Annotated in this window: 12 protein-coding genes; 6 read left to right on the top strand and 6 right to left on the bottom strand. The window is 67.0% G+C overall.

What is annotated here, in order from left to right:
- Positions 1–4 precede the first annotated feature (4 nt).
- On the bottom strand, positions 5–1,324 hold the full coding sequence (locus NMI01S_RS04360) for a class I SAM-dependent methyltransferase (protein WP_062994632.1): 1,320 nt from the start codon (positions 1,322–1,324) through the stop codon (positions 5–7).
- Positions 1,321–2,772 carry an FAD-binding oxidoreductase gene (locus NMI01S_RS04355; protein WP_062994631.1) on the bottom strand — a complete coding sequence of 484 codons (1,452 nt, stop codon included), beginning with the start codon at positions 2,770–2,772 and terminating at the stop codon, positions 1,321–1,323. Before NMI01S_RS04355 ends, NMI01S_RS04360 begins: the two co-directional genes overlap by 4 nt.
- Before the next feature lie 401 nt (positions 2,773–3,173).
- On the opposite strand from NMI01S_RS04355, the gene NMI01S_RS04350 reads away from it, so the two are divergent.
- On the top strand, positions 3,174–3,608 hold the full coding sequence (locus tag NMI01S_RS04350; protein WP_036497274.1) for an SRPBCC family protein: 435 nt from the start codon (positions 3,174–3,176) through the stop codon (positions 3,606–3,608).
- A gap of 72 nt (positions 3,609–3,680) precedes the next feature.
- On the opposite strand, the gene NMI01S_RS04345 is transcribed toward NMI01S_RS04350, so the two are convergent.
- From NMI01S_RS04345 to NMI01S_RS04335, 3 genes are read right to left on the bottom strand one after another with little or no spacing between them, the layout of a single operon-like run.
- Positions 3,681–4,034: a VOC family protein gene (locus NMI01S_RS04345; protein ID WP_062994807.1), complete on the bottom strand. Its 354-nt coding sequence runs from the start codon at positions 4,032–4,034 to the stop codon at positions 3,681–3,683.
- Between the two features lie 59 nt (positions 4,035–4,093).
- Entirely contained in the window at positions 4,094–4,915 is an 822-nt protein-coding gene (locus NMI01S_RS04340; protein ID WP_062994630.1) for a MerR family transcriptional regulator, read from the bottom strand.
- A 41-nt stretch (positions 4,916–4,956) separates the two neighbouring features.
- Positions 4,957–5,589: a hypothetical protein gene (locus NMI01S_RS04335; protein WP_157126024.1), complete on the bottom strand. Its 633-nt coding sequence runs from the start codon at positions 5,587–5,589 to the stop codon at positions 4,957–4,959.
- 147 nt (positions 5,590–5,736) lie between these two features.
- Here NMI01S_RS04335 and NMI01S_RS04330 point away from each other — a divergent pair, with 147 nt between their 5' ends.
- Both NMI01S_RS04330 and recR read left to right on the top strand, forming a co-directional pair.
- The gene (locus tag NMI01S_RS04330) at positions 5,737–6,075 is read left to right on the top strand and encodes a YbaB/EbfC family nucleoid-associated protein (RefSeq protein ID WP_083870525.1); all 339 of its coding nucleotides are present in this window, start codon (positions 5,737–5,739) and stop codon (positions 6,073–6,075) included.
- A gap of 21 nt (positions 6,076–6,096) precedes the next feature.
- The gene (gene recR / locus NMI01S_RS04325) at positions 6,097–6,705 is read left to right on the top strand and encodes a recombination mediator RecR (RefSeq protein WP_062994629.1); all 609 of its coding nucleotides are present in this window, start codon (positions 6,097–6,099) and stop codon (positions 6,703–6,705) included.
- A 35-nt stretch (positions 6,706–6,740) separates the two neighbouring features.
- Here recR and NMI01S_RS04320 read toward each other — a convergent pair whose 3' ends face one another.
- Entirely contained in the window at positions 6,741–7,382 is a 642-nt protein-coding gene (locus tag NMI01S_RS04320) for a hypothetical protein (RefSeq protein ID WP_062994628.1), read from the bottom strand.
- Positions 7,383–7,583: 201 nt separating this feature from the next.
- Here NMI01S_RS04320 and leuA point away from each other — a divergent pair, with 201 nt between their 5' ends.
- The 3 genes from leuA to NMI01S_RS04305 all read left to right on the top strand — a co-directional run bounded on the left by leuA (position 7,584) and on the right by NMI01S_RS04305 (position 13,672).
- Positions 7,584–9,410, top strand: a complete 1,827-nt coding sequence (gene leuA / locus NMI01S_RS04315) for a 2-isopropylmalate synthase (RefSeq protein ID WP_062994627.1) — start codon at positions 7,584–7,586, stop codon at positions 9,408–9,410.
- Positions 9,411–9,652: 242 nt separating this feature from the next.
- Positions 9,653–11,788, top strand: a complete 2,136-nt coding sequence (locus tag NMI01S_RS04310; RefSeq protein ID WP_084512273.1) for a MinD/ParA family ATP-binding protein — start codon at positions 9,653–9,655, stop codon at positions 11,786–11,788.
- Between the two features lie 210 nt (positions 11,789–11,998).
- The gene (locus NMI01S_RS04305) at positions 11,999–13,672 is read left to right on the top strand and encodes a hydroxysqualene dehydroxylase (RefSeq protein WP_245716692.1); all 1,674 of its coding nucleotides are present in this window, start codon (positions 11,999–12,001) and stop codon (positions 13,670–13,672) included.
- The last annotated feature ends 1 nt before the right edge of the window (position 13,673 follow it).

Below are 13,673 nucleotides of genomic sequence, written 5' to 3'. Positions count from 1 at the left end.
CGAATCAGGCGTTCCACCAGGGACGCAGCGGCACGTCCCAGGTCTGCTCGTTCCCGAGCTTCATCCCGAGCACCTGGTGCAGCTGCACCACGTTGCGCTCGAAGCCCAGCTGGGAGCCGGCCATGTACAGGCCCCACACCTTGGCCGTGCCCTCACCGACCTCCGCGACGCACTCGTCCCAGTTCGCGACCAGGTTCTTGCACCATTCGTGCAGGGTCAGCGCGTAGTGCGGGCGCAGATTCTCCTCGTGCACCACCTCGAGCCCGATGTTCTGGATATCGGAGATGATGCGCCCGGAACCGATCAGCTCACCGTCCGGGAAGACGTAACGGTCGATGAAGTCGCCGGCCTTGGTCGTGCGGGTGTTGTCGGGGCGGGTGATGCAGTGGTTCAGGAACAGGCCGCCGTCGCGCAGCTTGCTCTTGATGAAGCCGAAATAGCTCGGGTAGTTCTGCACCCCGATGTGCTCGGTGAGGCCGATCGAGGACAGCGCGTCGAAACCGGATTCGGCGATATCGCGGTAGTCGCTGTGGCGGACCTCGGCAAGGTCCTGCAGACCCTCCTCGACGATCTTGGCCTGCGCCCATTCGGCCTGTTCCTTGGACAGGGTGGCGCCGATGACCTTGACGCCGCGCCGGGCCGCGTAGCGGACCATGCCACCCCAGCCGCAGCCGATATCGAGAAGTCGATCGCCTTCTTTCAGCCGCAGTTTCTCGAACACCAGGCGGTACTTGTTCTCCTGGGCCTCTTCGAGGGTCTGGTTCTCGTCGGCGTAGCAGGCGCAGGTGTAGGTCATCGACGGGCCGAGCACCAGTTCGTAGAACCGGTTGGACACGTCGTAGTGATGGTGGATCACCTCGGCGTCGCGGTTCTTCGAATGCCGCAGCCCCTCGAGCGCGATGCGCCGCCAGCGCGGCAGCGTCTCCTGCGGCGGCGGCGCGATCGGCTTGAGAGCGTCCCAGCCCAGCGAGCGCGCGATGGTGACCAGTGCCAGCGCCGAGGGCCGCCGGAACTTCAGGTCGGTCATCGCCTTGAGGATGTCGTACGGGTCGCCCGGGTGGACGCCGTCGACCGCCATATCGCCGGAGATGTAGGCCCGCGCCATGCCGAGATCGCCCGGTGCTGTGGCGATGTAGTTGATACCCCGCGGCGTCGTGATCTCGAGGCTGAACTTCGAATCGTCGGGTCCGGTGCTGCTGCCGTCGTAGGCGGAGAACCGGATCGGGACGCCGCCGTCGACGAGCGTCTCGAAGATGTCGGCAATGCTGAGTTTCGTTCCCAGCTCCGAGAACGGGGGCAGCTGGGAATCCTTGAATGTCGTCACTTGCGTTGCACCGCCTTCGAATACAAATCCAGCAAACGATGATCGGGGTCGTATCGTTTCTTCAGATTCGCGTAGTGATCGCCTCCGTAGAGGCGCGCGAAATCGTCTTCTGCGTAGTAGGAATCCGAGTAGAGGGACTTGTGCCCGTCCAGGCGGGCGACCTCGTCCTCGATCGCGCGATTGGCCGCACCCTCGATCTGCCCGGGCTGTTCGGGCACCGCCGACCAGAAACCGACATTGACGTAGGTGCGATCCGGTTCCAGCGGATACAGCGGCCACGGACGCGACGGATCCTCGGGTTTGCCCGGTACTTCCGCACTGTCGCGCAGCCTGAGCGGGCACAGCCACAGCGGTTCGATCGGAATTTCGCGCAGGAACCAGTGCAGGAAATCGGCGGTGCGCTCGATCGGCACCTCGATGTCCTGTACCACGCGCTCCTGCGGCGGATTTCCCTTGCGTGCCTGGAGCTTGTCGCCGATGTTGTATTTGTGATCGAGTGCGATCAGCTTCCAATAGAAGCTCGAGCGGCGGTACTGCTTCGGCCAGAACCGGCGGATCTTCGGGTTCTGGGTGCCGAATGCCCGTGAGCACCAGAACCAGTCGGTGTCCCAGCGCCACAGATAGTCGTGGATGGTCAGCCGGTCGCGCTTGGGCTCGGCGCTGTCGTGCCGCAGGGACTGGTAGTAGATATCCATCCCGGTGTAGTCGCTGACCGGGCCGGGCTCGTCGGTCTGGCGACCCAGGACGAGATAGCTCTCCTCGGCGGTGAATACCGCGCCGTCGAGATAGTCGACCCGCTCGCCGCCGTAGCTGCGGTCGGTGACGATCTGTGCCATCACGGTTTCGAGTTCGCCCAGATCGTGGAAACGTACATGGCGCAGTGCCACATACGGCTGCACCGATTCCAGTTCGATCTTCAGGCGAGTCGAATAGCCGAGCGTGCCATAGGAATTCGGGAAACCGCGGAACAGATCGGCGTATTCGCCGTCCGGGGTGGCGGTGATGATCTCGCCCGCACCGGTCAGCACGTCGATCTCGAGGACGGATTCGTGCGGCAAACCGTTGCGGAACGACGTCGATTCGATTCCCAGGCCGGTGACCGCGCCACCCAGCGTGATCGTCTTCAACTGCGGAACCACGAAGGGCGCCAGACCGTACGGCAGGGTGGCGGCGACCAGATCCTCGTAGGTCGTCATACCGGCCACATCCGCGGTTTTCGCCTGGGGATCGACCGCGATCACCCGGTTCAGCCCCGAAACATCCAGTCCGGGTGCGGGGTTCTTCGCCCGGGCGCGAAACAGGTTCGACGTCTTTTTCGCCAACCGCACGTTGGCATCCGAAGGAATCGCACGATAGCTGGCGAGCAGACGCTCGACACCTTCTCGGTGCGCGGCAAAACCTGATTCGCGTGCGGCCGGCGCGCGGCCGGCCTTCCCCAACAGACTCACTGCCACCCCCTGACGCTATCTCTCCTGGTTTCCCCCGGCCACCGCGAGGGTACCTATGGGCGCGATTCTTCACGCATATGTTGCATTGCGTTCGATCACGGGCCGGGCCCGCGCTTATGGGTCATCCGCCCAGCTCGCGGACATGTTTCCGAGCGGAATCGTGCGGCTGTGTCCCGTCTCGGGGCTTGTGGCGAACCCGTCGAAATTCGTCGCCCGTCCCGGAACGAGCGTTCCGGATCGGGGTCGATAGGGACGCTCGACACCTCATCCCCCCCGGGCGTAGCCGCGGGCCGAGCGAAACCGCGTCTGCCGGTCCGGAACTGCACCGGACGCGGCGTAGCATGGCCCCGCAGAACGGCCCGAACAAACCCGAACGACCCCGGATCGACTAGGAGCTCATTGTGGGACAGGTCAGTGCATCCAGCTCGACCGTCGTCGCTGCGGAACCGCAGCGTGCGCTGGAAGCGATCGCGGACTATCAGGATGTGCGCCCCCGCATCCTGTCTTCGCACTACCACGACTACAAGGTGCTCGAAGGCGGAAAGGGCGCCGGAACCGTCGCCGAATGGACGCTGCAGGCGACGCAGAAGCGCTCCCGCAACGTCCACGCGGTCGTCTCGGTCTCCGATTCGATGGTGACCGAGCGGGATTCGAATTCCACGCTGGTCACCACCTGGACCGTCACCCCTTCGGGTGAGGGTTCGCAGGTGACGGTCCGCACCAGCTGGAAGGGTGCGGGCGGAGTCCCCGGCTTCTTCGAGGGCATCTTCGCCCCGCTCGGCCTGAAGAAGATCCAGGCCGAGGTTCTGGAAAACCTGAAGCGCGAGCTGAGTTAGTCTGCCTCCGCTTCGCTCCGGCGGGTGATCCGCCGACCCGGGGAGTGCTTGCCTGCACCTTCCCGGAGCGGGTCAGTGCTGGTGGGCGATGTCGAACAGGTTGCCCTCGGGGTCGGTGAGGGTGACCCACTGCACGCCGTATTCCTCGAAGTCGCCGATGTGTTTCGCGCCCAGCGAGACCGCCCGCTCGATCTGAGCGCGCCAGTCCGGTGCGCTCAGATCGAGGTGGACCACGTTCTTGCCCGGGGTCTTGTCGGGAACCTGGATGAACATCAGCCCCGGGCCGCGGTCGTCACCGCGGCCGATCGAGGCGAAATACTCGTTGGCGTCCGCGTCCACCGGACGCTCCAGCAACTGTGCGTAGAAGTTCGCCAAGGCGGCGGCGTCGCGGCAGTCGAAGGTGACGGCGGCCAGATTGATCGACATGAAATGTCCTCTCTTGGTGAGAAATTCGTGAAAATGCCCGGCAGATCGCAGTCGGCCGATCACGCCGGTGCGATCGGCCAGCAGACGTCGGTGCGCTGCGCGGACGGGGCCGCGCAGTCCTGCGGGCCGACCACGTAGATCTCGCGGATCGGCTCCGCCAGCGCGGTATCGTGTTCGGCCACATGCGAACCCAGCGCGCCATAGGTGCGGTCGAAGTCGGTGAACGGCCCGGCGTGGACCGCAATCGCGAAGCGGCGCTGCGGAAATCGCCGCACCGCGACCTCCCGGTGCCGGTCGAAGGCGGCGCCCGGATCCGCTGCCAGCGGAACGAACGCCACCACCTCCCCGATCTCGTTCTCGAAGAAGTCCGCCGAATACGTCGCCCCGCTCGGGCCGGCCGGGGCCACACCCGCCATCGCGAGCACGTCGTACAGGCGGGGGAAGACCGCCCCGCACCACCCCCCGATCTCCGCCCGCGACACCAGTGCGCGAATCGCCAAGGCGGCGAACTCCGGAACCAGGCGGTACCGCACGTCGATCGGCGCACCGGGGGACAGCAGCGCCCGCAGCGAGGCCACCACATCACGCGTCCGCAGCAACTCCGCTTCCATCCGCTCCAGATGTGCGGCCAGTGCGGCATCGCGGGTGGCTCGGTCCGGCGCCGCGAGGACCGCGCGGATCTGCGGCATCGGCATATCCAGATCGCGCAGGCGGCGGATCAGGTGCGCCTGTTCCACCTGCGCGGTCGAATACCGCCGATACCCCGAGCCGGGATCGACCGACACCGGCTCGAGCAACTCGATCTCGTGGTAGTACCGCAGCGTTTTCACACTGAGACAGGTGAGGCGGGAGAACTCGCCGATGGAGACTGTCGCGGGCATGAGGACGAGGGAACACCCTCCAGCAATGGGAGAGTCAAGCCCTATTGCTCGGTGAGGGCGAACGTCAGCAACGAAGTGGTCTGGAAATACCCACGCCACCAGGAGTAACCGAACCAGACGCCGGGGGTGATCTGGCGAATCTCGTCGAGGATCTGTGGCGTGATCGAGGGTGCGTAGTCCAGCAGCCAGGCCGGTTGGCCGTCGATGCGAGAAGGGCCGGCATAGACGTTGGCGGGGAATCCCTCGATACCGGCCGCGGTGATGCGGTTGGTGAGACTACCGCCGTCGGGACCGGTATAGAAGGTCTTGCCGATCCACAACGGGGGCGCGACCGTCTCCATCACGGGCGGACTGGTCACCCAGCCGTCGGTGACGCCGGTCGGGACATCGCCGCGCGGGGCCGCGCGGAATATCGCATATTGCTGCTCGACCGAACAGTGGTCGTGCAGTGCGTCGACCGTCGCGGCGGGATTGTCGGCGTAGAGCACACATCCGCCGCCGTAGTCCTGATCCGCCGCGGCGGTGGGCGCCTGCACGGCGGGGGCGATGCCCAGCACCGCGGCGACGACAACCGCGGCCAAGGCCGACCGTTGCCGGACGCGCGGTCGCCGATTCGTCTCCGCTACCGGACGTGCCGGTGCGAACAATGTGCGCTCGTCTCGATTGCGATACATGGCCGGCCTCCACCGGATGGTTCCCGACCCTGTGTCCGTCCCCGACTCCGCATCAGATGGTAGATCGGCCCGCCTGGGCCGATGCCAACCGCTACCCAAACGTGACTACGCTGGTGCACATCCGCATCCCGCAGAGAGGACATCACCGTGGAGCCTGGTGGACAGCTCGATATGCAGGCCCTGCTCGCGCAGGCGCAGCAGATGCAGCAGGCGGTGATGGCCGCGCAGGCCGAAATCGCCGCCACCGATGTGACGGGTGAGGCCGGCGGCGGTCTGGTGCGGGTGACGATCAAGGCCAGCGGCGAGGTGCAGTCGCTGCAGATCGATCCGAAGGTGGTCGATCCCGAAGACGTGGAGACGCTGCAGGATCTGATCGTCGGGGCGGTCAACAACGCGATGGCCAACGCGCAGCAGCTGGCCGCCGAGAAACTGGGCCCGCTCGCCGGCGGCATGGGCGGCGGTTCCGTGCCCGGCCTGCCGTTCTGAGCGGCCCGATAGGACGAATCCGTGTATGAGGGTCCGGTCCAGGATCTGATCGACGAACTGGGGAAACTGCCCGGCGTCGGTCCGAAGAGCGCGCAGCGCATCGCCTTCCATCTGCTGTCGGTCGAGCCGCCGGAGATCGATCGGCTGCAGTCGGCGCTGCAGAAGGTGCGCGACGGTGTGCGGTTCTGCGCGGTCTGCGGCACCGTCTCCGACGGAGAGTTGTGCCGCATCTGCGCCGACCCCCGCCGGGACCGGACCATGATCTGCGTCGTCGAGGAACCCAAGGACGTCCAGGCCATCGAGCGCACCCGCGAATTCCGCGGCCGCTACCACGTGCTCGGCGGGGCGCTGGACCCGCTCTCGGGGGTCGGCCCGGATCAGCTGCGCATTCGAGAGTTGTTGGCGCGCATCGGAAATCAGGAGGACGGTATCGATGTCACCGAGGTGATCATCGCCACCGATCCCAATACCGAGGGCGAGGCGACGGCCACCTACCTGGTGCGGATGCTGCGGGATTTCCCGGGCCTGTCGGTCACCCGGCTCGCCTCCGGTCTGCCGATGGGCGGCGACCTGGAATTCGCCGACGAACTGACCCTGGGCCGTGCCCTGTCGGGACGGCGAACGCTCTGACGTCGCGGGAGGCGGCGATCGGAACGTCCGTCAGGTCAGAAGGTCACTGCCTCCCAGTCGAGCGCGTCCAGGCGGCCGCGATTCCCGGCGGTCCAGTCCCAGACGAGTGCGGCCACCTGGTCGCCGTCCTCCAGCTGCACCGCGAAATGCCGGTCGGGGCCGCCGTCGCGATACTCCAGCGTGTACAGGCCGGGCTCGTCGCGATAGGTCTGGATGTAGACGTGGTCGGCGCGTTCCACGATCAGATACGGATTCGGTTCCCCGAGTTCGGTGATCCACCGGTGCGCGAGTTGCTCGGTGAGGTAAGGGAATTCGCCCGCACCGCCGTGGGTGACGGTGACGTCGACGCGACCGGTGGGATCGATCAGCCAGTTCAGCTGCGGATCGTAGAGCGCGTAGTCACGCGGGGTCGCGAGTTCGAACAGCAGGTTGCGCACGTGGCCGATGGCGTCGTAGCGGGCGGCGACGTACAGCGCGCCGCCGGTGCCGTCGCCGCCGGTGGCGACACTGAGGAACGCCTCCTCCTCCGGCAGCGCGTCGTTGCGCCGGTTCACCTCGGCCGCGATCGCCGCCACGGTGTCGGTCTGCGGCCGTCCCTGCTGTGCGGCCAGGTAGGTTTCCACCGCATCGGGCGAGGTGGCGATGCCCGCGGGGAGCAGCACGTGGTCGTAACTCATCCGGCCAGGCTACGTGGGGGTGTGGCGAGGGTCCTTTTCCCGGCCGCGGACCGACCTGTAAACTGGCCGACATCATGCAGCGGGCACTCCTCCTCGGCCGCCGCGACGGGGTCTGAATCGGACCGGCTCCCGTCGCGGGGTTCAGCTGTGCCGGTCGACCCCAATACTTGGGACACCCACCCACACCCTCGGAGAAACGCCATGTCACCCGCTGACGCCTTCGTATCCGGCACGCGCACCATCACCGCGCCGTCCAAACCCGCGCCCGCCGATCAGCCCGCGTGGAATCAGCAGAAGAACTCCTCGATGCCGACCTTCCGGTACCGGCCCTTCGCCGAGGAGGTCCCGGGCGGCAGCCCGGCATTCGACGCCGCGCCCATTCCGTTCGACCGCACGTGGCCGGACAAGGTCGTGGACCGGGCTCCCGGCTGGTGCGCGGTCGACCTGCGCGACGGCAACCAGGCCCTGATCGACCCGATGAGCCCGGCCCGCAAGCGCCGCATGTTCGACCTGCTGGTGCGGATGGGATACAAGGAGATCGAGGTCGGCTTCCCCTCGGCCAGCCAGACCGACTTCGATTTCGTCCGCGAGATCATCGAGGACGGTGCGATTCCGGACGACGTCAGCATCCAGGTGCTGACCCAGTGCCGCCCCGAGCTGATCGAGCGCACCTTCGAGGCCTGCCAGGGCGCCGCCAACGTGATCGTCCATTTCTACAACTCCACCTCGATCCTGCAGCGTCGCGTGGTGTTCCGCGCCGACCGCGACGCGGTGAAGAAGATCGCGACCGACGCCGCGACGTTGTGCCTGGAGATCGAGCAGCGCTACCCGGACACCAACTGGCGCTACGAATACAGCCCGGAGTCCTACACCGGCACCGAACTGGACTACGCCCGCGAGGTGTGCGACGCGGTCTCGGAGATCATCGCGCCGACCCCGGACAAGCCGCTGATCATCAACCTGCCGGCGACGGTCGAGATGGCGACGCCGAACGTGTACGCCGATTCGATCGAGTGGATGAGCCGCAACCTGGCCCGCCGCGATTCGATCGTGCTGTCGCTGCACCCGCACAATGACCGCGGCACCGCGGTCGCGGCCGCCGAACTGGGCTATCAGGCCGGCGCCGACCGCATCGAGGGCTGCCTGTTCGGCAACGGTGAGCGGACCGGAAACGTCTGCCTGGTCACCTTGGGGATGAACCTGTTCTCCCGCGGTGTGGATCCGCAGATCGACTTCTCCGATATCGACGAGATCCGCCGCACGGTCGAATACTGCAACCAGCTGCCGGTGCACGAGCGCCACCCCTACGGTGGCGATCTGGTCTACACCGCCTTCTCCGGCAGCCACCAGGACGCGATCAACAAGGGCCTGGATGCCATGAAAGACACGGCAGACGCCTCCGATTCCGATATCGACGACATCGTCTGGGAGGTTCCGTACCTGCCGATCGATCCCAAGGATGTGGGCCGCACCTACGAGGCCGTGATCCGGGTGAACTCGCAGTCCGGCAAGGGCGGCGTCGCCTACATCATGAAGACCGACCACGGGCTGGTGTTGCCGCGGCGGTTGCAGATCGAGTTCTCGCAGGCGATTCAGAAGATCACCGACGGCGAGGGTGGCGAGGTCACGCCCAAGGAGATGTGGGACGTCTTCGCCGAGGAGTATCTGAACCCCGTGCTGCCGCTGGAGCGCATCCGGCAGAAGATGACGGCCGCCGAAACCGATTCCGGCACCGACACCATCACCGCGGTGGTGAAGGTGGACGGAGCCGAACAGGAGATCGTCGGTTCCGGCAACGGCCCGCTGGCCTCGTTCGTCGACGCGCTGGCGACCATCGGCTACGACGTGCGCGTGCTGGACTACTCCGAGCACGCGATGTCCTCCGGTGACGACGCACAGGCCGCCGCCTACGTCGAATGCGCGATCGGGGACAAGGTGACCTGGGGTGTCGGCATCGCGACCTCCATCACCACCGCCTCGCTGCGCGCGGTCGTCTCCGCGGTGAACCGCGCACAGCGCACTCGCTGATCCGCACACCCCGCTCGACAGCAGGGACCGCCCACCGCCGGGAAGGTGGTGGGCGGTGTTCTGCGGCAACCCGTCCGGTACGGGGTGCGGCCCCTGTTCACCGGGGGACTCGTATTCGGCCAGCGTGCTAGCGTTGTGGCGCATTGGCCGCGAGCTCTCTGCTCGAACTCTGTCGAGCAGATGGGGGAAACGTGACGACTAACGACAACTCCACTTCACCGCCTTGGTTGCAGGGGCAGGGAATGGGCGATACAGCTGCCGACCAGGACAATCCGACCTCGCTGCCGTCGCAGGACGAATCCGACGCGGACACAACGGCATCCGACGGGACGGCGAGCGTGACGTCCGAAGCCGAACCGAACGGCGCACCCGCCGACGAATCCGCGGAGTTCGAACACGCGGCGTCCGGGATCATTCCGCCGGTGCCCGACGGTATCGAGCAGACCACGTTCGCACCCGGTCCGCAGTTCGGACCCGATGGCTTCGCCCCGCCCGAACAGGGGGGATTCGCACCGGGCCCGTTCGCGCCGCCGGGAGCGAATCCGTATCCGCCGAATCAGGGTTTCGCGCCGCCGGGTTTCCCGATGAACGACCATGCCGGTCCGTTCGCCCCGCCGGGAGATCCGAGCGGGTTCCCGCCGCCGTGGGCGGGTGGTCCCGGCCCGGACGGTTTCGCGCCCAATGGATTCCCCGGTGAGCAGGGCGGTTTCGCGCCGCCCGGCGGCCCCGCCGATCAGGGTGGCTTCCCGCCGCCGGGACACCCCGGCGACCCGGGTGGCTTCGCACCGGCCGCCTTCCCCGGCGAAGCGGGCAATTTCGCGCCGCCCGGAAACCCCGGCGACCCGGGTGGTTTCGCGCCGGGGGGATTCCCGGGTGAGCAAGGCGGTTTCGCGCCTCCCGGTGAGCAGGGTGGTTTTGCGCCGCCCGGAAACCCCGGGGAGCCGGGTGGATTCGCGCCGCACGGCAATCCGGGCGATCCGGGTGGTTTCGCCGCGCAGGGCAATCCCGGTGAGCAGGGCGGCTTCCGGCCCGGTGCCGGTGAGCCGGGACCCGGGTACGGCGAGGTTCGCCAGGAAACGCCGTACGGTGAGATCCGCCAGGAGATCGGCGCCGACGGTATGGTCCGCCGGGTCTTCGACGAGCGGCAGGGGCCGCCGCCCGGTCCCGAGCAGCAGGGTGGGGACGCCGATGCGGGCGGACCGATCTTCAGCTGGGCGCCGCCGCCGCTGCCGTCGACTCCGCCGCAGCAGCCCCAGCAGTATCAACCGCAGCAGCAGGGCGGCTGGCAGGGCGGTCCCGGACCGCAACAGCAACTGCCGCAGGCGTATCAGCAGCAGCCGCCGCAGTCGACGTTCCAGCCGCAGCACATGACCCAGCCGGTGCAGCCGGGCAATTCGGTCAACGACCTGAATCTGCTCAAGCGGGCGCGGCGTTCACCGCGCAGCGGCTGGCGCCGGGCCGTGCACAAGGTGACCGGTGGCGCCATCAATCCGGGCGAATCGTCGGCCGATGTGATCTACCGCGAACTGGTGGATCGGGTGAATCAGCCGGTGCGCGGTGACTACCGGATCGCGATCCTGTCGCTCAAGGGCGGCGTCGGAAAGACCACGACCACAGTCGGTTTGGGCTCGACCTTCGCTTCGCTGCGCGGTGATCGCGTCATCGCCATCGACGCCAATCCCGACCTCGGGACCCTGGCCCACCGGGTGCCGCGTCAGACCCGCTCGACGGTCCGCAATCTGCTCGAGGATCAGCACATCGGCCGCTACTCGGATGTGCGGGCCCACACCTCGCAGGCGCCGAGCCGGCTGGAAGTGCTTGCCAGCGAACAGGATCCGGCCGTTTCGGAGGCTTTCAGCGAGGCCGATTACCGGCGCGCGATCGGCATCCTGCAGCAGTTCTACAACATCATTCTCACCGACTGCGGTACCGGACTGATGCATTCGGCGATGGCCGGTGTGCTGGATATGGCGAGTTCGCTGATCCTGGTCACCTCCCCGGCCATCGACGGCGCGCGCAGTGCCTCGGCGACGCTGGACTGGCTGGAGCACCACGGCTACAGCAAGCTGGTGGAGCGGACCGTGGTGGTGGTCAACGCCTCCCGCCGCGGCGCCTCGACCGTCGACCTGGACCAGCTGCGCAAACTGTTCCTCGACCGCACCCGCGCGGTGCAGGTGGTGCCGTTCGACGATCATCTCGCCGAGGGCGCGGAGATCGATCTGGAACTGGTCGGCAAGCCGACCCGGCGGGCGCTGCTGGAATTGGCGGCCATGGTCGCCGACGATTTCGGATATCACGTCCCGCAGCCGCCGTTCCCGGGTCCGCAGACCCAGTACCCGGGTCCGCAGGGGCACTATCCGGGCCCGCAGGGCTACTGATTCGCGCCGGGCACCGGTTTGCGAGGATTTCCTCCCCGCCGAATTGCTGCCCGGCCGAATTGTTACCCCAATCGATACGAGGCCCGGCCGCACCGCATACAGTTACCCGCGGTGTGGAGGTCCCGATAGATGGCAGAAAAATACGGGGCCGTCTCGCGAAGGACGGTACTTCGCGGGGCGGCCGGCGCGGGTGTGATAACCGCGGGCGCCATGATGCGCCCGAGTCGTGCGAATGCCGATCCCGGTCGGCGGGTCGCGATTTTCGGTGGCGGCGTCGCCGGACTGACTGCGGCGCACGAATTGGCCGAACGCGGATTCGACGTCACGGTCTACGAACGCCGGGCGCTGGGCGGTAAGGCGCGCAGCATTCCGGTGCCGGACAGCGGTCGCGGCGGCCGTGCCGATCTGCCGGGCGAACACGGTTTCCGATTCTTCCCCGGTTTCTATCATCACATTCCCGACACCATGCGGCGAATTCCGTTCGCGGGCAATGCCAACGGTGTCTGGGACAATCTGGTCCCGGCCGCCGAGGCGCGTTTCTCCCGCGCCGGCGCCGACGACACCATCGTGCCGATGGGGCGCGCCGGAAAACCGTGGGCCACCCCCGACGATTTCCGCCAGACCGTCGCCTCGGTGATCTCCACCTCGATGAAGATGCCGATGACCGATGCGGCGTATTTCGCCAATCGGCTGCTGGTTTTCAACACCAGTTGCGATGATCGCCGTTTCGGCGAGTGGGAGAAACTCGCCTGGCGCGATTTCGTGGGCGCCCGCGGTCGCTCCCAGGAATTCCGCATGTTGATGTCGCGCACCCTCACCACACTGCTGGTGGCGGCCAAGGACGATCACGCCAGCACCCGGACCATCGGTTCCATGGGTGAGCAGTTCCTCGGTAATCCGCTGGAGACCGGTAACGACGGACCACTGGACCGGCTGCTGAACGGTCCGACCAACGAGGCCTGGATCGACCCGTGGGTGGCCCATCTGCGCGGCTTGGGGGTGCGTTTCGACACCGCCGAACTGCGCGGGCTGGACGTGCGCGATCGGCGCATCTCGGGCGCCCGGGTGGCTGTCGGCGGCGGCGAGCGGGCGGTCGACGCCGACTTTTTCGTGCTGGCGGTGCCGGTCGAGGTCGCGCGCACACTGTGGACGCCGGAAATTCTGGCCGTGCAGCCGGAATTGGCGGCCATGAACGGCCTGGTCGTGAACTGGATGAGCGGAATACAGTTCTATCTGCGCCGTCCTACCCAGATCGCGCGCGGCCATACCGCCTACGTCGACTCCCCGTGGTCGCTCACCTCCATCGCGCAGAATCAGTTCTGGTCGCGCACAAGGCTTTCCGAATCCGGGGACGGTACGGTCCGGGATTGTCTGTCGGTCGACATCTCGGACTGGAATACCCCCGGCATTCTGTACGGCAAGCCGGCGATCGAATGCACCCACGACGAAATCGCCCGCGAGGTCTGGGCGCAGTTGCAGAAGCATCTGGAAGGCCGTGCCGCGCTGGATGATTCGGATCTGGTGTCGTGGTTCCTGGACACCGGGGTGAGCTGGGATGCCGCGCGGAACCGCAATACCAACGTCGATCCGCTGCTGATCAACACCGCGGGTTCGTGGGCGGCGCGCCCGAACGCGCACGGTGATCTGGAAAACCTTTTCCTCGCAGGCGATTACGTCCGCACGAATATCGATCTCGCGACGATGGAAGGAGCCTGCGAGGCGGCTCGCACCGCGGTGAACGCGCTGCTGGACGTCTCGGGTTCGAACGCCACCCGCTGCCGGTTGTTCGAGCTGTATCGGGCGCCGCAGCTGGAGCCGCTGCGCCAGGCCGACAGCGCGCGCTACGCCGCCGGACAGCCGAATATGTTCGACGTCCCGATGTAGG

The organism is Nocardia mikamii NBRC 108933 (genome assembly GCF_001613505.1).
In the GTDB taxonomy this organism is placed as follows: Bacteria; Actinomycetota; Actinomycetes; order Mycobacteriales; family Mycobacteriaceae; genus Nocardia; species Nocardia mikamii.
This window is presented reverse-complemented; position numbering and strand designations above follow the sequence as displayed.

Bases quoted from the DNA above. Each gene is read 5' to 3' on its own strand.
- NMI01S_RS04345 (WP_062994807.1), bottom strand. From the start codon at position 4,034: ATGTCGATCAATCTGGCCGCCGTCACCTTCGACTGCCGCGACGCCGCC.
- NMI01S_RS04340 (WP_062994630.1), bottom strand. From the start codon at position 4,915: ATGCCCGCGACAGTCTCCATCGGCGAGTTCTCCCGCCTCACCTGTCTC.
- NMI01S_RS04335 (WP_157126024.1), bottom strand. From the start codon at position 5,589: ATGTATCGCAATCGAGACGAGCGCACATTGTTCGCACCGGCACGTCCG.
- NMI01S_RS04320 (WP_062994628.1), bottom strand. From the start codon at position 7,382: ATGAGTTACGACCACGTGCTGCTCCCCGCGGGCATCGCCACCTCGCCC.
- leuA (WP_062994627.1), top strand. From the start codon at position 7,584: ATGTCACCCGCTGACGCCTTCGTATCCGGCACGCGCACCATCACCGCG.
- NMI01S_RS04310 (WP_084512273.1), top strand. From the start codon at position 9,653: ATGGGCGATACAGCTGCCGACCAGGACAATCCGACCTCGCTGCCGTCG.
- NMI01S_RS04305 (WP_245716692.1), top strand. From the start codon at position 11,999: ATGATGCGCCCGAGTCGTGCGAATGCCGATCCCGGTCGGCGGGTCGCG.